At 44.0% G+C, this 21735-nt stretch carries 21 protein-coding genes and 1 pseudogene; all 22 read left to right on the top strand.

Annotated features, from left to right (window positions below; all coding sequences use genetic code 11):
* Positions 1 to 359: 359 nt before the first annotated feature.
* The 22 genes and pseudogenes from eno to GPK88_RS01300 all read left to right on the top strand — a co-directional run bounded on the left by eno (position 360) and on the right by GPK88_RS01300 (position 21707).
* Complete coding sequence (eno, locus tag GPK88_RS01400; RefSeq protein ID WP_174096191.1) at positions 360 to 1709, top strand: phosphopyruvate hydratase; 1350 nt, start codon at positions 360 to 362, stop codon at positions 1707 to 1709.
* Between the two features lie 70 nt (positions 1710 to 1779).
* A complete protein-coding gene (gene secG / locus GPK88_RS01395; protein WP_021652956.1) occupies positions 1780 to 2013 on the top strand; it encodes a preprotein translocase subunit SecG in 234 nt (77 codons plus the stop codon).
* Positions 2014 to 2191: 178 nt separating this feature from the next.
* On the top strand, positions 2192 to 4453 hold the full coding sequence (rnr, locus tag GPK88_RS01390; protein ID WP_148448891.1) for a ribonuclease R: 2262 nt from the start codon (positions 2192 to 2194) through the stop codon (positions 4451 to 4453).
* 11 nt (positions 4454 to 4464) lie between these two features.
* The gene (gene smpB, locus GPK88_RS01385; protein ID WP_021652954.1) at positions 4465 to 4935 is read left to right on the top strand and encodes an SsrA-binding protein SmpB; all 471 of its coding nucleotides are present in this window, start codon (positions 4465 to 4467) and stop codon (positions 4933 to 4935) included.
* 49 nt (positions 4936 to 4984) lie between these two features.
* A complete protein-coding gene (locus GPK88_RS01380; protein ID WP_244092712.1) occupies positions 4985 to 5476 on the top strand; it encodes an acyl-CoA thioesterase in 492 nt (163 codons plus the stop codon).
* A 150-nt stretch (positions 5477 to 5626) separates the two neighbouring features.
* A complete protein-coding gene (locus GPK88_RS01375; RefSeq protein ID WP_180215161.1) occupies positions 5627 to 6652 on the top strand; it encodes a hypothetical protein in 1026 nt (341 codons plus the stop codon).
* Positions 6653 to 6666: 14 nt separating this feature from the next.
* Positions 6667 to 7362: a UMP kinase gene (pyrH, locus tag GPK88_RS01370; RefSeq protein ID WP_021976283.1), complete on the top strand. Its 696-nt coding sequence runs from the start codon at positions 6667 to 6669 to the stop codon at positions 7360 to 7362.
* 46 nt (positions 7363 to 7408) lie between these two features.
* On the top strand, positions 7409 to 7960 hold the full coding sequence (gene frr / locus GPK88_RS01365; protein ID WP_148448895.1) for a ribosome recycling factor: 552 nt from the start codon (positions 7409 to 7411) through the stop codon (positions 7958 to 7960).
* A gap of 66 nt (positions 7961 to 8026) precedes the next feature.
* Positions 8027 to 8734, top strand: a complete 708-nt coding sequence (gene uppS, locus GPK88_RS01360) for an undecaprenyl pyrophosphate synthase (protein ID WP_173763044.1) — start codon at positions 8027 to 8029, stop codon at positions 8732 to 8734.
* 3 nt (positions 8735 to 8737) lie between these two features.
* Positions 8738 to 9532 carry a phosphatidate cytidylyltransferase gene (locus GPK88_RS01355; protein WP_148448899.1) on the top strand — a complete coding sequence of 265 codons (795 nt, stop codon included), beginning with the start codon at positions 8738 to 8740 and terminating at the stop codon, positions 9530 to 9532.
* 11 nt (positions 9533 to 9543) lie between these two features.
* Positions 9544 to 10686 carry a 1-deoxy-D-xylulose-5-phosphate reductoisomerase gene (gene dxr, locus GPK88_RS01350; protein WP_173763043.1) on the top strand — a complete coding sequence of 381 codons (1143 nt, stop codon included), beginning with the start codon at positions 9544 to 9546 and terminating at the stop codon, positions 10684 to 10686.
* Positions 10687 to 10696: 10 nt separating this feature from the next.
* Positions 10697 to 11974 (top strand): RIP metalloprotease RseP, encoded by a 1278-nt coding sequence (rseP, locus tag GPK88_RS01345; protein ID WP_330426549.1) that lies wholly within the window; start codon positions 10697 to 10699, stop codon positions 11972 to 11974.
* 241 nt (positions 11975 to 12215) lie between these two features.
* The gene (locus tag GPK88_RS01340; RefSeq protein WP_021652946.1) at positions 12216 to 13205 is read left to right on the top strand and encodes a LacI family DNA-binding transcriptional regulator; all 990 of its coding nucleotides are present in this window, start codon (positions 12216 to 12218) and stop codon (positions 13203 to 13205) included.
* Between the two features lie 64 nt (positions 13206 to 13269).
* A complete protein-coding gene (locus GPK88_RS01335; RefSeq protein WP_195567526.1) occupies positions 13270 to 14046 on the top strand; it encodes a carbohydrate ABC transporter permease in 777 nt (258 codons plus the stop codon).
* A 40-nt stretch (positions 14047 to 14086) separates the two neighbouring features.
* Complete coding sequence (locus GPK88_RS01330; RefSeq protein WP_021652944.1) at positions 14087 to 15349, top strand: ABC transporter substrate-binding protein; 1263 nt, start codon at positions 14087 to 14089, stop codon at positions 15347 to 15349.
* A gap of 90 nt (positions 15350 to 15439) precedes the next feature.
* Positions 15440 to 16312 carry a carbohydrate ABC transporter permease gene (locus tag GPK88_RS01325; protein WP_110103627.1) on the top strand — a complete coding sequence of 291 codons (873 nt, stop codon included), beginning with the start codon at positions 15440 to 15442 and terminating at the stop codon, positions 16310 to 16312.
* 26 nt (positions 16313 to 16338) lie between these two features.
* Positions 16339 to 17706 carry a family 4 glycosyl hydrolase gene (locus GPK88_RS01320; protein ID WP_173733692.1) on the top strand — a complete coding sequence of 456 codons (1368 nt, stop codon included), beginning with the start codon at positions 16339 to 16341 and terminating at the stop codon, positions 17704 to 17706.
* Between the two features lies 1 nt (position 17707).
* Entirely contained in the window at positions 17708 to 18619 is a 912-nt protein-coding gene (locus GPK88_RS01315; RefSeq protein ID WP_173763040.1) for a carbohydrate kinase family protein, read from the top strand.
* A gap of 138 nt (positions 18620 to 18757) precedes the next feature.
* Positions 18758 to 20032: a peptidoglycan-binding protein gene (locus tag GPK88_RS01310; RefSeq protein WP_274602770.1), complete on the top strand. Its 1275-nt coding sequence runs from the start codon at positions 18758 to 18760 to the stop codon at positions 20030 to 20032.
* A gap of 87 nt (positions 20033 to 20119) precedes the next feature.
* On the top strand, positions 20120 to 21178 hold the full coding sequence (locus GPK88_RS01305) for an FUSC family protein (protein ID WP_173763039.1): 1059 nt from the start codon (positions 20120 to 20122) through the stop codon (positions 21176 to 21178).
* 176 nt (positions 21179 to 21354) lie between these two features.
* Positions 21355 to 21444: pseudogene (locus GPK88_RS19270) on the top strand (IS200/IS605 family transposase); the annotation flags it as partial.
* A gap of 11 nt (positions 21445 to 21455) precedes the next feature.
* Complete coding sequence (locus GPK88_RS01300) at positions 21456 to 21707, top strand: helix-turn-helix domain-containing protein (RefSeq protein ID WP_173763038.1); 252 nt, start codon at positions 21456 to 21458, stop codon at positions 21705 to 21707.
* Positions 21708 to 21735: the final 28 nt, after the last annotated feature.

Raw genomic sequence — 21735 nt, 5'->3', positions numbered from 1 at the left:
AAAAGGCCCTCCTAATGATATTTATTTTATCATAGAAGAACCTTCTAAACATTATTTTACAGAAAAAGTTTCATACTCTCAAAAGAATAGTCCCGAACAGAAAGAAGGACCAAGGGTTTATTATAAACCCTAAGGTCCTTCTTTCTGTTATAATTAACTTGTGATGAAAATTAATAACATAATCTATTCTAACTCAAAACAGGTAGTTTTGCGCTTACGTACTAGCTATTTACCGTGTACAACAGAACACGTATAGACCCAAACCTTTTCGGACAAGCTACTCTCATGAACATAAGAAGAAAATCAGAAAGTGCAGGAGATCATAAACAGTATTATTATTTTCAAGGAGGGAAAAACTTATGCTACGTTATCTGCCTGTTCGAAAAGTTCATGCAAGACAGGTCCTTGATTCTAGGGGGAATCCTACAGTGGAAGCGGAAGTGACGGTAGGAGAGGGAATTGTAGGGATCAACGGATATACGGGAAGAGCCATGGTGCCGTCCGGAGCGTCCACAGGGAAATTTGAGGCAGTGGAGCTGCGGGACGGGAACCGGGAGGAATATCTGGGCCAGAGTGTGAAAAAAGCGGTGGAGAACATCAATACCCGTCTGGCGGATGCCATCATCGGAGAAAATGCCCTGAACCAGGCATGGATCGATCATCTTCTGATCGAAACGGACGGAACGGAAAACAAAAGCAGTGCAGGAGCCAATGCCACACTGGCAGTATCCCTGGCAACGGCCCGTGCTGCAGCCGGTGCACTCCGGCTTCCTCTTTATCAGTACCTTGGAGGTTGTCATACCATGCAGCTTCCGGTGCCGATGATGAATATTTTAAATGGGGGAAAGCATGCGGACAACACCGTAGATCTTCAGGAATTTATGATCATGCCAACCGGGGCAGGGTGTCTGGAAAAAGGTATCCGTATGTGTGCGGAAGTTTACCAGCACTTAAAGCTCCTTCTCCGGGAAAAAGGACTTTCCACAGCAGTTGGTGATGAAGGAGGCTTTGCCCCGGATCTTCCGGATTCAGAGGAAGTGCTTACGCTGATCGTCCATGCAGTAGAAAAAGCAGGATACAAACCTGGCGAGGAGATTTCCATTGCCATTGATGCAGCTTCCAGCGAACTTTATGATGAGGAAAAAGGCGTATACTTTTTCCCAGGGGAAAGCCGCATGAAAGGGGAAAAGATCTACCGGGATGCCAGGGAGATGACAGAGTACTACGAGAAACTGGTGGAAAAATTTCCTATTGTTTCCATTGAAGATGGTCTCTGGGAGGATGACTGGGAAGGCTGGAAATATCTGACGGAACATCTGGGAAAAAAGGTTCAGCTTGTGGGAGACGATCTGTTTGTTACCAATATCAAACGTCTGCGCTGCGGTATCCAACTTGAAGTCGCCAATGCCATTCTTATCAAGGTAAACCAGATCGGAACCCTTACGGAAACTCTGGATGCAGTGGAGATGGCCCAGCATGCGGGATACCGTGCGGTAATTTCTCACAGGTCCGGCGAGACCGAGGATTCCTTTATCGCAGATCTGGCGGTAGCCTGTGGTTCCGGACAGATCAAAACAGGTGCACCCTGCCGTTCGGACCGGAATGCCAAATATAATCAGCTTCTGCGAATCCATGAACAGCTTGGAACCCTTGGAAGATATAACGATCCTTTTGCAAAAAAATCTCAGAAAAAGCCCTGCATAAAATAAACGGAAAATGGTTGAAATCCCGGTTTAGCTATGGTAAAATAACCTCTAGTTGATTAGGAGGTGTAACCGCGTGAACATTTTGAAGATTATTCTGACTGTAATTTATGCAATAGATTGTATCGCTCTGACTGTTGTCGTACTGATGCAGGAGGGCAAGCAGCAGGGTCTTGGCTCTATCGCCGGAGTAGCTGATACTTACTGGGGTAAGAATAAGGGCCGTTCCATGGAAGGTGGTCTCGTAAGAGGTACCATTATCATGGGAGTTATTTTCTTTGTACTGTCAATCGTACTGAACATTATCTGATCTGCCGGGAGCAGAACAGAAGTTGGGAACACTCTTGCTGCGTTAGCATGCAGAAGAACCTCGGATGGAGACTTCTTTTGTTAATCAGCAGGAGTGTTTTTGCGTTGATACAGGGTCACGGGTGAGACTTCCTCTGGAATGATAACAGGGTAAAAATGAAATAGAAACAGGAGAAATTGTGAAAAGATCGAAAAATTTTGAAAAAAGAAAAAAGTTTATAATGGAGCTTCTGGGAGATCCGCTGTATAAACCTATGCGACTGCGGGAGATGGCATCTCTCCTCCAGCTGGATAAGAGTGAGAAAAAAGAGCTTTTTGATGTGCTGGACGAGCTTTGTGCCCAGGGAAAGGCGGAAGTGGATAATAAAGGAAGATACAGCAAGGTTTCCGGCAAGCGCAGAGACAGACGGAAGAAAAAAGATGCTCTGAAGGCAGAAAAGCAGGAGCGTGGCCGTAAGGGAAGAGAACATAAGGAACACGAGCATGAGGAACGCCATTTTTCCGAGAAGGACGGAACTATTATGGAAGGAACGTTCATTGGCCATTACAAGGGCTTTGGCTTTGTGGAAGTGGAAGACCAGGAACAGGATATTTTTATTCCGGAAAGTGACACGGGAAGTGCCATGCATCAGGATAAAGTACAGATTCTTGTACGAAACGGACATAAAGAGGGCAAGCGCCCGGAGGGTGTTGTCCTGAAGGTTCTGGAGAGAGGAATGCCTTCCATCGTGGGAACCTACCAGAGCAGCCGGGATTACGGTTTTGTGATCAGCGATAACCCCAAATTTTCCAAAGATATCTTTATTTCCAGGAAAAATTCCATGGGAGCCAAAGATGGAGATAAGGTAGTTGCGGAAATTGTGGACTATGGTTCCAGAAACCGGAAGCCGGAAGGAAAGATCACAGAAGTGTTGGGAAATTTACGTTCACCAGGAACAGATATCCTTGCCATTGTGAAGAGTTTTAACATTCCGAGTGTATTTCCAGATAAGGTACTCCGTCAGGCAGACCGTGTGCCGGATCATGTGCAGGAAGCAGATATGGACGGAAGACTGGATCTTCGGGATCTTGTCACAGTTACCATTGACGGCGAGGATGCAAAGGATCTGGATGATGCCATTTCACTTACAAAAGAAGACAGGATCTATCATCTTGGGGTACACATTGCAGACGTCAGCAATTATGTCCAGGGTGGCAGTGCCCTTGACAGGGAAGCACTGAAGAGAGGAACCTCGGTTTATCTTGCGGACCGCGTGATCCCCATGCTTCCGGAACGGCTTTCCAATGGGATCTGTTCTCTGAACCAGGGACAGGATCGTCTTACTTTAAGTTGCCTGATGGATGTCAATGAAAAAGGTAAGGTAATTTCCCATAAGATCGCGGAAACAGTGATCCGCGTAGATGAGCGTATGTGCTACACCGATGTAAAAAATATTCTGGAAGATACCGATGATGCGGCAAAGAAACGTTATGAATCCCTGATTCCCATGTTTTTCCTGATGAAAGAACTTTCCGGGATCTTACGCAGCCGCCGCCATACAAGAGGTTCCATTGATTTTGATTTTCCGGAAAGCAAGATCATACTCAACGCAGCAGGAAAAGCTATTGACGTACAGCCTTACGAGGCCAATGTGGCAACCAGGATCATTGAGGATTTTATGCTTCTTGCCAATGAAACCGTGGCACAGGAATACTGTACCGGAGATTATCCGTTTGTATACAGAACCCATGAGAATCCGGATCCGGAAAAGATCGAAAGTCTTCTGATGCTCCTTCATAATGAGGGCGTTAACATCCGGAAATCCGGGCAGGAGATCACACCAGGTGAGATCCAGGAGATTCTGGAAAGCATTGAGGGAATGCCAAATGAGGCGCAGATCAGCCGCCTGACATTGCGTACCATGAAACAGGCAAAATATACCACCGAATGCAGCGGACATTTCGGTCTTGCGGCGAAGTATTACTGTCACTTTACTTCTCCGATCCGGAGATATCCGGATCTTCAGATCCACAGGATCATCCATGACCGTCTGAGAGGCAGACTGGTAAGAGAAGGACGTACGGAGCATTATAAGGAGATCCTGGATGAAGTGGCACGCCAGTCCAGTGTGTGCGAACGGCGTGCAGATGAGGCGGAAAGAGAATCTGACAAGCTGAAGAAAGCAGAGTATATGTCCTATCATCTGGGCGAGGAGTATGAGGGGATCATATCCGGCGTTACAGGCTGGGGACTTTATGTGGAACTTCCAAATACTGTGGAAGGACTGATCCATATCAATACATTACGAGACGACTATTATGTATTTGACCAGGATGCATATGAACTGCGGGGAGACATGACAGGAAGGATCTTCCGTCTTGGGCAGAAAGTCCGTGTCCGTGTGGCAGATGCGGATAAAATGCTGAAAACCGTGGATTTTGTTCTGGATGAAGAAGACTGAGGGAGCGCGAAATGGCAAAAAAAACAGGAATGAAACTGATCGCAAATAATAAAAAAGCTTTTCATGACTATTTTATCGAGGACACTTATGAGGCCGGCATTGCACTGGCAGGAACCGAGGTAAAATCCTTACGTTCCGGCAAATGCAGCATCAAGGAGGCCTTTGTCCGGGTGGAAAACGGGGAGGTTTATGTATATGGAATGCATATCACTCCTTATGAAAAAGGAAATATTTTTAACAAAGATCCTCTTCGTGTGCGGAAGCTGCTTCTGCACCGTTACGAGATCAACAAGATCGAAGCCAAATTAAAGGAAAAAGGACTGACCCTGGTACCTCTGAAGGTTTATTTCAAGGACAGCCTGGTAAAAATAGAGATCGGCATGGCACGAGGTAAGAAGCTTTACGACAAGCGTCAGGATATTGCCAAGAAGGATCAGAGAAGAGAAGCAGAGAGAGACTTCAAGGTAAAAAATCTTTATTAATCAGCCGGTTTCTGCTGAAAAAAATATGATAAAAAGCGGGGAATGAAAAATGGCAGAGGTACAGGAAAGACGTAAAAAAACGGTGGAAGCGTCCATGACAGAACAGGTTCATCTGATCATGCAGCAGCATCTGAACGGGGGCGGAAGGCTTTTTGGCGGAGCGCTGATGCAGTGGCTGGATGAGGTTGCCGGTGTGGTGGCCATGCGCCATGCGGAAACCTATCGTGTGGTAACTGCGGCAGTGGACAACCTCCAGTTCAAACATGCGATTTATGAGGGAGAGATCGTAGTACTTAAAGGATATGTAACTTATGTGGGAAGAACTTCCATGGAAGTTGAGATTGATACGTATGTGGAACAGCCGGATGGTATACGCCGGACTGTAAATCGGGCGTTCTTTGTGATGGTGGCCGTAGATAAAGACCAGAAACCGATCCAGGTACCGGAACTGATCATTACCACAGAAGCAGAAAAAGCCCGGAATGAAGCGGCGAAAATGCGCCGTGACATGCGGAAAAAAAGAAGAGAAAACGGCTTTTGACCTCAGATGTTTTAATTTTTGACATAGTCTGAAAAATCTAAAGATTCTGTGAAATTCAAACCGGTCAGGTTGACAAGAAAGTGATACTCTGTAATAATAGAAAGAGGTAAGCTGACAGCAAATTGAACCATTTTATATGGAGGAGATATAATGAAAAAACGTTATTTGATTCTTGCAGGAATTCTTGCGGCAAGTATGCTTGCTGCCGGATGTGGGAAGAAGAATTCCGTGGCACCTGAACAGAAAGTGGAAGCAACTGTGACACCGACTGTGACAGAAGCAGCGAAGACAGATGTGGTAGAAATGCAGACATCTACAGATGATACAGCAAACATCAAGAATGTGATGGGAACCAAGAGTGAGACAACCACAAGTATTGTGTTTACAAATAAAATGGGCTCTGCAATTTCCGCGATTTATGTCCGTCCTACCAGAGATGACGGAGATGACAGCGATGAGACATGGGGCAGTGATCTTGTAAACGGTAAGTTTACACTGGCCGACAAGGATAAAGCTGTTTATTATATGGAAAAGAGCCAGAAAGATGATGACGGTAACGCAGTAACAAGTTTTGATGTGAGAATTACGTTTTCTGACGAGGAGCAGAATGAATGCTTTTTCCGTAAACTGCCGCTTCTGACAATTTCTCAGCTAAGCTTCTGCATGGATGGCGAAGGCGAAGATGGAATCCCATATGCTACATATCTGGCAAGTGGAAGCACCAAGGAAGTTTCCACACTGAAGGATGTGAAGGCGAGACTTGGCATTGAAGATGACAGTGAAGAGAGCGACTCCAGTGACAGTAGTACAGATTCCACAGACGGTACAGATTCCAGCAGTACAGATTCCACATCTTCTTCAGCAGATAGCAGCAGGGATAATACTGACAGCAGTGATTCCAGCAGCACGGATTCACCATCTGCTCCGTCTTCAGATTCTTCGGATGATCCGGATCCTACAGAAGCACCATCCAGTGACGAAGATCCGGCATCTGTGGCAACAGGATATATTGGCCAGTCCATGACAGATCTTGTAAATGCATGCGGCAGTCCGAATGGCAGTGACTATGAGGACGAACCGGAGTCCGGTAAGACAGGTTATTATTATTATGATACGTTTACGGTTTCCACAACTTTTGACGATGATGGCAATGAAGTTGTGTCCGGCGTATGGTAAAGGAGAATAAACATATGAAAAGAGTGTTACTGAAATTAAGCGGAGAGGCTCTTGCAGGAGAGCAGAAGAGAGGTTTTGACGAAGCAACCGTTACAGAAGTTGCCAAACAGATCAAGACTATCGTGGATGAGGGACTTCAGGTTGGTATCGTAATCGGAGGAGGAAACTTCTGGAGAGGACGTACCAGCGGGGCAATGGACAGAAGTAAGGCTGACCAGATCGGTATGCTTGCTACAATCATGAACTGTATCTATGTATCTGACATCTGCAGATATGTGGGACTTAAGACAGAGGTGTTTACCCCGTTTGTATGTGGCGCATTTACTACTCTTTATTCTAAAGATGCTGTAGAAGAGAGCTTCGCAGAAGGAAAAGTTGTATTCTTTGCAGGTGGTACCGGTCATCCATATTTTTCCACAGATACAGCTACAGTACTTCGTGCTGTTGAGATTGGCGCAGATGCCATTCTTCTTGCCAAAGCTGTTGACGGAATCTATGACAGCGATCCGAAGGTAAATCCGGATGCCAAGAAGTATGATGAGATTTCCATTGATGAAGTGGTTGCCAAGAAACTGGCAGCTATGGACCTCACCGCTTCCATCATGTGCATGGAGCAGAAGATGCCGATGCTGGTATTCGGTCTTGATGAAAAAGACAGCATCGTCAACACGGTACACGGTAAGTTCTCCGGAACAAAGGTAACTGTGTAATCAGAAGGGAATAATAAAAAAATAACCATACAGGGAGATATGTGAAATGGATGAGAGAATTCAGGTATACGAAACAAAAATGGGAAAAACACTGAATGCTTTGGAGAGTGAGCTGACAACAATCAGAGCCGGCCGTGCAAACCCGCATATTCTTGACAAACTTACCGTAGATTATTATGGAGCACCAACTCCGATTCAGCAGGTGGCAAACATTTCTGTTCCGGAGGCACGTATGATTCAGATCCAGCCATGGGAGTCCAGCATGATCAAAGCTATCGAGAAAGCAATTCTCTGCTCTGATCTTGGTTTAAACCCGAGCAACGATGGAAAAATGATCCGTCTTGTTTTCCCGGAGCTTACCGAGGAACGTCGTAAAGAGCTGGTAAAAGACGTTAAGAAAAAAGGCGAAGGTGCCAAGGTTGCAGTAAGAAATATCCGTCGTGATGCCAACGATGCATTTAAGAAACTTGCAAAACAGGATGTTTCTGAGGATGAGATCAAAGAGCTTGAGGATCAGATCCAGAAACTTACAGATAAGTACATCAAGGAAGTTGACAAGGCGATCGAGAACAAGTCTAAAGAGATTCTGACTGTATAATTGTAAGAGATACGAGGATAAAGAGGGCTTCTTTGAAGAAGCTCTCTTTCTGTATGGAGGAGATTTATGAACGTACCAAATCATATAGCGATCATTCTGGATGGAAACGGAAGGTGGGCAAAGGAACGAGGAATGCCGAGAACCTACGGACATGTAAAGGGATGCGCCAATCTTGAAAACATTTGTTATGATATCAAAGACCTTGGGGTGAAATATCTTACGGTTTACGCTTTTTCCACAGAAAACTGGAAACGCTCCAGAGAAGAAGTGGAAGCACTGATGAAACTGTTCCGCAGTTATCTTAAGAAATGTATTAAAATTTCCAAGAAAAATAATATGCGGATGAAAGTCATCGGGGATATTACTGCTTTTGCACCGGATATTCAGAAGAGTGTCCGGGAACTGGAGGAATATTCCAAAGATTTTGACGGTATTTATTTTCAGCTGGCATTAAATTACGGAAGCCGTGATGAGATCCGCCGTGGAATGCAGAAGATGGCACAGGATGTAAAAGACGGAAAAGTTGAGCCGGACAACATTACAGAGGATACCATTGAGAGCTATCTGGACACTGCCGGTGTACCGGATCCGGATCTGATGATCCGCACAAGCGGAGAACAGCGCCTTTCCAATTTCCTGCTCTGGCAGCTGGCTTATTCCGAATTTTATTTTACCCCGGTTGCGTGGCCGGATTTCAATAAAGAAGAGCTGATCAAAGCCATCGAGAAATATAATCAGAGAGACAGACGTTACGGTGGCGTCAAGGAGGAGTAGATCATGTTTAAGACAAGACTGATAAGTGGTATCATCCTTGTCATCATTGCCCTGGCAACCATTATTTCCGGCAGCTGGATCCTGTTTTTTACACTTCTGGTTGTTTCACTGATCGGAATGAGAGAGCTTTACAAGGTAATGAAGGTAAGTGATGAGCACATTACTGTGCTGGAACTTGTGGGATATCTTGGAGCAGTGCTTTATTATATTGCCATGAAATTTGATTTTGGAAGTTATGGAACAATGGCGATCATCATCAGTATGATCCTGATTCTGTTTGTCTATGTATTCGGTTATCCGAAATACCGTGCGGAACAAGTGATGGCAGCATTTTTCGGAGTGATATATGTTGCGGTGATGCTTTCCTTTATCTATCTTACCAGAAGCCTCCCGGACGGAAAATTCCTGGTATGGCTGATCTTCTTATGCTCCTGGGGCTGTGATACCTGCGCTTACTGTGTGGGAATGCTCATCGGCAAACATAAGATGGCGCCGGTTTTAAGCCCGAAGAAATCCATCGAGGGAGCTGTAGGCGGCGTTGTGGGAGCGGCACTTCTTGGAGTGATCTATGCAGCGGCCACACAGGGAAAAATGGCGGAGTATGCCCTGATTTGTGCAGTTGGAGCCCTGATCTCCATGGTAGGTGATCTGGCAGCATCTGCGATCAAGAGAAATCAGAACATTAAGGACTATGGTAAGCTGATCCCGGGCCACGGAGGAATCCTGGACCGTTTTGACAGCGTGATTATCACAGCTCCTGTTATTTACTATCTTGCAAAAACGATTCTTGGAATTTAGGAGATATTGAAATGAAGAATATTGCAATCTTAGGTTCTACCGGTTCCATCGGAACTCAGACACTGGATGTGGCAAGAAAAAATGAAGATCTTCGTGTTGTTGCGGTCAGTGCGGGAAAAAGTGTGGAGAAACTGGAAGAACAGATCCGGGAGTTTCATCCACTTCTGGCTGCAGTCTGGGATGAAAAGGCAGCCCGGGACCTGAAAACACGTATTGCGGATACGGACACAAAGGTAGTCAGCGGAATGGAAGGACTTCTGGAACTTGCGTCCATGCCGGAATCCGATATCCTTGTCACTGCGATCGTGGGAATGATCGGGATCCGCCCTACTATGGAGGGAATCCGTGCCGGAAAGGACATCGCCCTGGCGAATAAGGAAACCCTTGTCACAGCCGGTCATCTGATCATGCCAATGGCAAAGGAATACGGCGTATCCATCCTCCCGGTTGACAGTGAACACAGCGCCATTTTCCAGGCTATCCATGGAGAAGAAAACGAAGAGATCCATAAACTTCTGATCACGGCATCCGGCGGACCATTCCGCGGACGTACCACAGAAGAACTTCGAAATGTTACGGTTGCGGATACTCTGAAACATCCAAACTGGGTAATGGGACGGAAGATCACTGTAGATTCCGCGACCCTGGTAAACAAAGGTCTGGAAGTTATGGAGGCCAAGTGGCTGTTTGACATGGACCTGGATCATATTCAGGTGGTGGTACAGCCACAAAGTATCATTCATTCCATGGTGGAATTTAAAGACGGCGCGATCATGGCACAGCTTGGAACTCCGGATATGAGACTTCCGATCCAGTACGCTCTGTACTATCCACACAGACGTTATCTGGATGGAGACCGTCTTGATTTCACGAAACTTTGTGAGATCACATTTGAGGTTCCGGATATGGAGACATTCCGCGGACTTCCTATGGCAATCCAGGCATCCCGGGAAGGGGGAAGTATGCCGACTGTCTTTAATGCGGCCAATGAGCTTGCAGTAAAGAAATTCCTGGAAGAAAAGATTGGCTTTCTGGATATTTATGAGATTATTGCACAGTCTATGGAAAGACATAAAAAAATCGCGCATCCGGATCTGGATGAGATCCTTTCTGTAGAGCAGGATACTTACCAGTGGATCGAAAGTAGGTGGTAAATTGAGATTTGTGATTGCTGTAATTATTTTCAGCGTTGTGATACTGATCCATGAACTGGGACATTTTCTCCTGGCAAAAAAGAACCACATTGAGGTGGTGGAATTTTCTCTTGGCATGGGTCCGAGGATCATAAGTACGGTAAAAGGTGGCACACGCTATTCCGTGAAATTGCTTCCTCTTGGCGGTTCCTGTGCCATGGCGGGAGAAGATGCGGAAGATGACAGTCCGGGAACCTTTAATTCCGCTCCTGTGTGGGGCAGGATCGCGGTGGTTGCCGCTGGCCCGGTATTTAATTTTCTACTGGCCTTTGTTCTGTCTGTGATCATTGTGGGTTGTATTGGCTATGATCCTGCAACCGTATTGCAGGTAACAGAAGGCTCCGCAGCGGAAAAGGCGGGCCTGAGAGAAGGCGATGTGATTACAGAGTATCAGGGATATCATATTGACCTGGGAAAAGATCTCTATGTGTATTCGTATCTCAATGAACTGAAAGAGGGAGATACCATTCATCTGAAGATAAAACGTGATGGAAAGGAACAGGAGATTTCCTATAAACCAGATGTAAATGTGCGATATCTTCTTGGCTTTAACCGTTCCGATGTAAATTCCATGACAGTGGAATCACTGATCAAGGGAATGCCACTGGAAGAGGCAGGTCTGGAAGCAGGCGATGTGATCACGAAGATCAACGGTGTGGAGGTTCCGGATGGAAATGCATATGAAAAATACATCGAGGAGCATCCGTTATCCAAGAAACCTGTGACGATCACCTATGAGCGTAACGGACTGGAATATGAGGCAGAGATAACACCAAGGGAATACAGAACACCGGTTTCCGGTTTCGGATATAACACATACAGTGAAAAAACTTCCGGCTTTAATGTTCTGAAATATGGTGCTGTGGAAGTGAAATACATGATCCGTACTACGATCTTAAGCCTGAAAGAGCTTGTGACCGGTCACCTTGGAATGAAAGACTTAAGTGGTCCTGTGGGTATTGCGGATGCCATTGGCGACACTTACGAACAGTCCAAGAGTGAGGGAACGCTGATGATCTGGATGAATTTGTTGAATATGGCAGTTCTTCTTTCTGCAAACCTGGGAGTGATGAACCTTCTTCCTCTTCCTGCGCTGGATGGAGGAAGGCTGGTATTTCTGGTGGCAGAAGCGATCCGGAGAAAACCGGTAAACCGTCAGGTAGAAGGCATGATCCATTTTGCGGGACTGATGCTTCTGATGGCGCTGATGGTTGTGGTTATGTATAATGATATTCTGAAGATATTCTGATGAGGATTATGAAGTAAAGATATATAAAAGATGGAATGGTCAGGAAGATGTCCGGATTGTTCCATCTTTTTTTAATGAAACATATGAAACCAAGATGAAACACATGAAACAAGATTGACATTCTATTTGTAACTTTGTACAATCAAAAATGTAGATAGCGATATTAAATCGTGCAAAATACTAAAAGAAATAAGGAATAAATCTCAAATAATAAGAAAAAATCACATAAGGAGATGAGACAATGGCAGGTACAATCAGAAAGGTTGCACAAATGGCACATGTGTCTCCAGCAACTGTTTCAAGATATTTTTCAGGACAGAATGTAGTGAGTGATGAATTATCCAGAAGAATTGAGGAGGCAGCTAATACGGTTGGTTATGTGCCAAATCATCCAACACGTAAGTCAGATGGTGTGATCGTAGTTCTGATTCCTAATCTGGAATTTGGATATTTCAGTGAATCCATAAAGGAGATTATCCGGCAGATGCCAAAATACAAATGTAGAGTGATATTTCTTCCTACATTTCCGGGAGATGATAGTTATAAGAGTATCCTGAAGGAATTGTATGTGATGGGAGTTATTTATCTGGAGGAGGAGATTGACCGTGAGGTGATACGATATATCCGGGCAAAGAATATCAAAGTGGTTATGCTGGGAGGCGCAGCTTTTGACAGCAGATGCGATATGGTACACATTAACGATATGATGGCTGCTTACGAGGGAATGAAATATCTTCTTGAAATGGGACACAGGGAGATACTGATTCTGACTGATCTTTCTACAAGCATCAGTTCAGGATTCCAGCGGTTAGTTGGCTGTAAGAAGGCAATGGAGGAATATGGACTTATGTTCAGTGATGACATGGCAGAATACGGTCAGCTTACCTTCGAAAAAGGCTATCGATCTATGAACAGTGCATTGCGAAAGAAAAAGAAGTTCACTGCAGTGTTTGCTTTTTCCGATGAGACTGCGGTAGGAGCAATTACAGCGCTAAATGAACATGGTTTGAAGGTTCCGGAAGATGTATCCGTTTTGGGATTTGATGGATTAAGTATATCAGAGCGGGTGGTTCCTAAACTTACTACGATTTATCAGCCACTGGATAAGATGGTGGAATGGACTCTTGAGATTTTGTGTAACAAAAGTAGAAACAGAGAAGAAAATATAGAGTATACACTACCCTATAAATTATTGGAAAGAGGAACTGTACTCAGAAGGGAGGAAATATAAAATGGGGGGGAAGAGCTTTAAAGATATTCTTTGGAAAATATTTAGATTTGTTTTCCTGGGATTTATGGCACTGATTTCAGTAGGACCATTAGTATGGATCGTGATGTCATCCTTTAAATCCAATAAGGAGATCCTATCATCTGCATTTGCACTGCCTACATCATTAAGCTTTAATGGGTATAAGGCTGCATTGGATTTGGCTCCAATTTTTAAGTTTTATGGAAACAGTGTTGTGATTTCTTTCACAAGTACCCTGCTAAATATCCTGATTGTTTCCATGGCTGCCTATGTGTTGGCCAGATATACGTTTAAGGGAAGTACCTTTATCACATTGCTTTTATCTGCGTCTCTTCTTGTACCTACTTCAGCACTTCTGATGCCAATCTATAAGATCATGATGGGAATCGGAATGTTTGATACAAGGTCAGGGCTTGTACTTGTGTATGCGGCACTGGGACTTCCTACTTCACTTTTCGTATTCAAAAGCTATTTTCAGGGCATCCCCAAGGAACTGGAAGAAGCTGCCTATATTGACGGAGCCGGGTTTTATCGGACATTCTTTGTAATTGTATTTCCATTGGCTAAATCAGGACTTGCAACAGGGGCAATTTTACAGTTCCTGACGTCATGGAATGAGTTCATGTTCGGACTCGTTCTTACCAAAAGCACAGAAGTAAGGACCCTTCCTCTTGCTCTGAATTATTTTACATCTCAGTTTTCGTTTAACTATACAGCGATGTTTGCGGCATTGACTATGGTAATTCTACCAAGTATCGTAATCTATGTATTGCTGCAGGAACAGGTTACTACCAGTATGGTAGCAGGATCTGTCAAAGGTTGAAGATGAAAATTTATAAATTATATAAAAGGAGGCAATTAATATGAAAACAAAAAAGGTGATGGCCACAGTATTGTCAGCAGTGACAGCATTATCCATGGCAGGAGGCATGGCCACAACAGTAAAAGCGGATGATGTGACAGAAATCACATTTCCTACATCCTGGGTTGGTGTCAGTGTTAATACAGAATGGTTCCAGGATCGTCTGGAAGCTTTTAATGAGGAGTACGGTGACAGTATCAAGGTCAATGTGGAAGAAATCGCAGGTGATCAGAACTATGTGGATAAGCTGAAAGTTCTGTATTCTTCCAATTCTCTTCCGGATACATTCAGTACAGGTGGATATAATCTGATTGATTCAATGAAGGATCAACTTGTCGACCTTACTGATTATGTAGATGATGACTGGAAAAAACTTGCAACTGATGCATGCTGGGATGTAAACTCCCGCGATGGTAAGATTTATGGAATTCCTTATACCAGACAGGTAATAGGATACTTCTACAACAAAGATCTCTTTGCTCAGGCAGGAATTGAGAAACCGGCAAAGACATGGGACGAGTTCTTTGAGCAGTGTGACAAGCTTCTGGATGCAGGCATTACACCGCTTTCCATGGATACTGCAGATTCCGGTTGGGTAACTTCACTGATGCTTGGTGCTATGATTGGTGAGAGCGATGAGGGAGAACAGTTTATGAATACCATGCTCCCGACAGATTATAATACAAAAGAATTTATCGATGCAGCAACCAGGATTCAGACCATGTTTCAGAAATATACAACTCCGGATGCAGTTGGTGGAAAATATGAGAATGCTGCAAGCAACTTCTTTATGGGACAGACAGCTATCATTGCAAATGGTCCTTGGATGATTAGCGATTTCTATGATACTTCTATGGTTGAAGATGGATTTGCAGATAAAGTCGGTACTGCAATGTATCCTGGTGATGTTATGTATAACAGTGGAAAAATTGGCTTTAATGTTGCTTCCAAGGATGAGAAAACACTGGATGCAACTCTTACATTTGTAAAATTCCTCACAAATGAGGAGAGCCAGCTTAAAATGCTTGAAATTACAGGCGATATTCCGGCTATGGAGGGTCTTACATCTGATAATGTAAAGCCACTTGTAAATGAAGTCATCGCAAACGGCGATAAAGCAGCGCACAGTATTAATGATTTCCAGAGCCTTTGGTATGCAAATGTAGTGGATGAGATCAGTATTCAGTATCCGCTTCTTGCGCAGGGTGAAATTACTCCGGAAGAGTTCGCACAGGCTCTTACAGACGCTGCACAGAAAAACTGATAATTATATGATTTCCGCGGCTTCGGCAGGACATACCTTCTTCTGAAGTCGCCGGAGGCTAAGAACAGACTGAAACAGGAGAGATGAGAAATGAAAGTTAAAAAATGGAAACTGGCAAGCTTTCTTTTGCCGTGTCTGCTCCTTTTTGCATTGATTTACCTGGCTCCGATGTGTATGGTGTTTGGAAGTTCATTTTTTGAATGGAAAGCAGGCGGTGTATTTAAATTTATTGGACTGGATAATTATATCAATGCTTTCCGGAACGACGCACGAATGCTTACAGCACTGAAGAATACGGGAATCTGGGTTGTGCTTCAGTCTGTTGTGCATGTGATGCTAGGAACTGTGATCGCGTTTATGCTTTCAAAAAGAAAAAAAGGTTGGAAAGTCCTCAGAACTATCTATATGATCCCGAATGTGGTATCTGCAGCGGCACTGGCTGTTATTTTCCTGAATGTATTTAATGCGCAGTATGGTATTATCAATTCTTTTGTAAAAACAGTAACCGGGAAACCATTTATGAAAAACTGGTTCTTTGATCAGAACAGTGCCTTTATCACAGTTACATGGAGCTGGCTTCTGTATACAGGAATGATCATCATTCTTGTGCTTGCAGGTGTTCTGTCCATTCCCGAGGATGTTGTGGAAGCGGCCAAGATCGATGGTGCTACAGACATGCAGATCAATATGAAGATTCGTCTCCCACTGATCCGTACTATTATTGGAACCTGTGAGATTCTGGCGGCAACCAGTATGCTGAGAGAATTTGAACTCATTTATCTGACAACCAACGGAGGGCCGGGAGATACAACACTGAATCTTCCACTATACCTGTACAAAACATCTATGACAGATAATAATTATGGTTATGCCAACATGATGGGAGTAATTCTTATTATTGCAGGGGTAATTGTAGTAAGTGCCATTAATCGGTTGTTTAAGATGAATGAGGCAGACTACTAAAAAGACAGAAAGAGGAGGAATTACAGATGAAAATAGCAGTAATCGGCGGTGGTGGAGTACGTTCCATGTTTTTGGCAAAAAGCCTTGCTCAGAGCAGTTTGGAATTGGGGATCAACCAAGTGATTTTTATGGATAATGATCCAAAGAAGCTTAATATCTATGGTAAAATGGCACAGCAGGTTGCAAAACGTCTGCAGCCAGACTTGCAGCTGGAACTTACCGGCGACCCTGTAGAAGCCATTAAAGATGCAGATTATATCATAACAACGATTCGTGTTGGAGAGGATGATATGCGTATCCAGGATGAACGAGTAGCTCTGAATCTGGGGGTTCTGGGGCAGGAAACTACCGGTGCGGCAGGGTTTTCTTTTGCTATGCGTTCTGTGCCGGCTCTGGTAAAATATTGTGAGCTTGCAAAAAAATACGCTTCTCCGGATGTAAAGATCTTTAACTTTACCAACCCAGCGGGAGTAGTATCTCAGACTCTGCGTGATATGGGATATGATTTTACCTATGGTATCTGCGATGCTCCAAGTAGTCTTCTCCATTCCTTTGCAAAAATGTATAAGGTTCCGCAAAATTCTGTGACGGGAGACTGCTATGGATTGAATCATCTTTCTTTTTTTGACAGTATTAAGCTGGATGGAAAAGAGATTTTGCCGGAGCTTTTAAAAGATGAAAGATTGTATACGGATACAGATATGCGTTTCTTTAAAAAAGATCTGGTAGAGCATATGGGATGTATTCTTAATGAATATTTGTATTATTTTTATTACAGAGAAGAAGCAGTTCAGCATATTTTGGATGCGGGTATCACCAGGGGAGAAGTGATCCGTGATGTGAATATCCATATGACGGAGGAACTGTCACACATGGATGTCGAAAATGATTTTGAAAACTGCCTGAAGGTTTATGATAAGTGGTATGGCAAACGTGAAGATGCTTATATGGCAAATGAGACCGGCGTATCCAGAGCAAAAGAACCCTATCATTTTGATATTTATGCAAAGGATGATGGAGGCTATGCAGGTGTTGCCCTGAAATATATCCGTTCCAAATTAAGTGGAAAAGACAGTGAGATGATCCTTTGTGTACCGAATAACGGAGCAATTCCGGGACTCCTTAATACAGACATTGTGGAAGTTACATGTGATCTTAAAGATGGTGAGATGATTCCGCATAAAGTCCCAAATCCCGGGGAATTGCAGATGGAACTTATTCGCAGGGTGAAGATTTACGAAAGGCTGGCTTCTGAAGCAATCCGTACAAGAAGCATTAGTAAAGCAATTGACTGCCTTATGGTGCATCCTCTTGTCAATTCCTACTCACTGGCCAAGAAACTGGTGGAAACATATTTAGCCACAAATAAAGACTATATGGAGGAATGGAACTGATATGAGTTTTGTAGGTGGCGTAGGCTATTCCAATATTGATCTGATCTATTCTGGTCTTGATAGACTGCCTGATAAGGGAGAGGAGATTTTCGCCAGAGGATTTTCCATGCAGTTTGGTGGTGGGATTCCGGCTACCATGATCAATCTTTCAAGGCTTGGAGTTGAGTCCAGAATTATTACTTTTGCAGGGCATGATCTTTTTTCGGAATTTGTGAAAAAAACACTGAATAGCTATCCGGTAAAAACTGTGAATCTTTATAAAGGAAACAAGATGCCGGTGGTGCTGTCTTCCACCTTGCTATATTGTGGTGACAGAAGTTTTATTTCATATACAGACGGAATGGATCTTAATGATGCTGTTATGGATGAAGTTTATGAAAATCTGAAAGGTGCATATGTGGTAGATATGCATGTTGGATTTTTAGATGTGTATAAAAGACTGAAAAAAGATGGTTGTATCCAGATTTTTGATACGGGATGGGAAGATGATCTGACATTGGAAAAATACAAGGATTATCTGGAAATTGCAGATTATTATATTCCCAACCAGAAAGAGGCCATGAAGATTACAGGAACGTCCAGTGTGGAAGAGGCTGCTGACATTCTGTCGGAATTTTTTTCTGACGTGACGATCAAAATGGACAAGGAAGGGTGCCTGCTTAAAAATAAGGATGGAATAAAAATCATATCTTCTGTACAAAATGTAAAAGCTATTGATGCAACAGGAGCAGGAGATGCATTTATGAGTGGCTTTATTTATGGACTTTATCATCATTATCCAATTGAACAGTGCATTAAGTTTGGAAATGTAACAGGAAGTGCGTGTGTTCAGGGAATGGGCTGTATCAGCAATTTTGTCAATGAAGAACAGCTCTTGGAAATTGCGGGAACGCTAGAAGTCAGAGACCTTTGAAGAGGTGGAAAAAATTTATAATCTGTAACTGAAAAAGGTGTCTCTTATTTGTATATCAGGTAAGAGACATTTTTTTTATGCAAACATATACTAGCAGAGAACCAGTGTGCTTTCAGGCACAAAAAGGAGCCTCTGTTTATGAAAAATCATTCTTATATTTCCATGCAGCAGGATATGCCGGATCAGGGACAGCTGCAGGTGACGGTGCTGGACAGTGCCAGTAACCGTCCTGTGGAAAATGCTACAGTGCGGATCTCGTACACAGGAGTCCCGGATAATGTGATCGAAGAAATCCGTACGGATTCCTCCGGAAAAACGCCTATGCTGGAGCTGGTAGCTCCTCCACTGGAATACAGCATGAAACCGGTGGAGCAGCAGCCTTATGCAGAATATACAGTTCGGATCAGTGCAGAAGGTTTTACACCAAAAGAAGTTGCCGGGACAGAAGTTCTTCCCCATTCCATTGCCAGGCAGGGAGCATCCCTTAGCAGACAGCAGGGTAGTGGAGAGGACTATCAGCGGATCGTCATCGGACCCCATACGCTTTTTGGGGAATATCCTCCTAAAAATCCGGAAGCAGAGATCAAGCCGATAAATGAAACCGGAGAGATCGTATTAAACAAAGTGGTGATCCCGGAGTATATCGTAGTCCACGACGGGCCAATAGGGGATACCTCTGCACAGGATTATTATGTAAGATATAAGGATTATATCAAAAACGTGGCCAGCAGTGAGATCTACGCAACTTGGCCGGAGGACACGATACGTGCCAATGTTCTGGCAATCATGTCGTTTACTCTGAACAGAGTTTATACAGAGTGGTACCGGAACAAAGGTTATGATTACACTATCACCTCCTCAACCGCATACGACCACAAATGGATCAACGGCCGGAATATTTTTGAGAGCATTGACCGGATCGTAGATGAACTTTTTGAAAATTATCTTTCCAGACCGGATGTGCGGCAGCCGATCCTGACCCAGTACTGTGACGGGCGGCAGGTGCAATGCAGGGATCGGGGATGGATGACCCAGTGGGGAAGCAAGGCACTGGGGGACCAGGGATATTCCGCGATTGAGATTTTGCGGAGTTTCTATGGAAACGATATGTATATCAATGTGGCGGAAGCGGTTTCCGGGATTCCTGCATCCTGGCCGGGATATGACCTGACTATCGGTGTCACCGGAGAAAAAGTGCAGCAGATCCAGGAACAGCTCAATGCCATAGCAAAGGCCTATCCCGCCATTCCGACAGTAACAGTGGACGGTATTTATGGCCCTGCCACTGCGGCATCTGTAAAAAAATTTCAGAATGTATTCGGACTTCCCACATCCGGAGTGGTGGATTATCCGACCTGGTATAAGATCCAGGAAATCTATGTAGCAGTGACCAGGATCGCGGAACTGCGCTAGGTTGGAAAAAAGTGTTTGACGTTCCGGAATAAACCAAGTATAATGGCTGTTTGTATCTTTAAACGTATTGCAAAAGGAGCGATGAGAATGACATTTTATCAGGAACTGCAGTTAAGCTCAACCGGATCAAAACAGCTGATTCGAAATACCACAGACAAAAAGGAAAAGCGAAGACATATTCTGATCTATAATTTTAAAGTATATCTTGTCATGGCATTTTGTGTGGCAGTTGTGACATTGTACAGTAAGATAACCGGTAATGACAACAGCGTTGTAGGAGTAACCGTACTTCTGGCCGTGCTGGTTTTAAGACAGGCGGATTTCGGGATCCGGACCACACACGGCCTGCTGTCCATTGCCGGGATCTTCAGCATTTTGATTATAGGACCGAGGCTGTCCAACATGGTTTCACCGGTGCCGGCATTTTTTGTAAATGCCGTAAGCATTCTTTTACTGATGATTTTGGGATGCCACAATGTGATCATGTATAACCATTCTACATTTGTCCTGGGATATCTGCTTCTGATGGGATACGACGTAACTGGAAAGGCGTATGTGCTCCGCGTGGAGGGACTTCTGGTGGGAATGATTCTCTGCATGGTGATCTTTTACAAGAATCAGAAAAACCGTCCATACCGAAGAACATTTCTGGATCTGTTCCGGGAATTTGACCTGCATTCTGCAAGAGGCAGATGGTACCTGCGACTGACACTGATCGTTTCCAGCGCCATGCTGATCATGTCACTCCTGGGACTTCCAAGAGCAATGTGGGCCGGAATCGCCTGCATGTCTGTGTGCCTGCCGTTTACCGAGGACTGTAAAGGCAGAGCCGGAAAAAGAGGCATGTTCAACATTGTGGGATGTCTGCTGTTTGTGGTACTTTATCTGGTGCTTCCAAAGTCCATGTATCCTTACATCGGAATGATCGGAGGAATTGGTGTTGGATATTCTGCAGGCTATGCGTGGCAGACAGCATTTAATACATTTGGAGCGCTGTCCATCGCATCAGGACTGTTTGGAATGCCGGCAGCAGTGCTGCTCCGTATCGGAGCCAATGTGTTCGGGGCGGTTTATACCATGGTTTTAAATACGCTTGGAGATAAACTGGTACAGTATATGTGGGTACGGAAAAAGGCGGAAATCTGATTGACAAAATAATGCACCGCGGGAGATAATAACCGGGTGCATTATTTTTTTATCCTCTTACAGCAAGAAGACTCCGACCTCTAAGGTGGGAGATGAATTGCGTCTGCTACTTACTTGATAGAGCACTCTAATCATAGTATAATATCTTCAGTTGAATAATAAAAAATTGAAATATAATAAATTTAGATAACAACGCATATTTAGTATGCTTACTATACTATCATCTTGTGCTTGTGGTCAGGTACCGCAGGTGGGTTTTCGAGGAAAAGGAAGTGGCATGGTGGCAAACAGAGCATATAAATTCAGAATATATCCCAATGGTGAGCAGAAGATTTTGTTTGCTAAGACTTTCGGTTGTGTCAGAATGGTATACAATCATTGGCTTGATAGAAAGATTCGGCAGTATGAGGAGAACAAGACCAATGTAGCATATACCATTTGTGCAAAAGAAATGGCTGCAATGAAGAAAACGGAAGATCAAACAGCTGAAAACAGGTTTTCCAAGGTTCAAATCAAAAAAGCGGAATAAAAACAGCTATTCTACGGTCTGCATCAAT

Source organism: Blautia sp. MCC269 (genome assembly GCF_018785655.1).
GTDB lineage: Bacteria > Bacillota > Clostridia > Lachnospirales > Lachnospiraceae > Blautia_A.
Note: the sequence above shows the minus strand (reverse complement) of the source record. Positions and strands in the feature narration are given on the sequence as shown.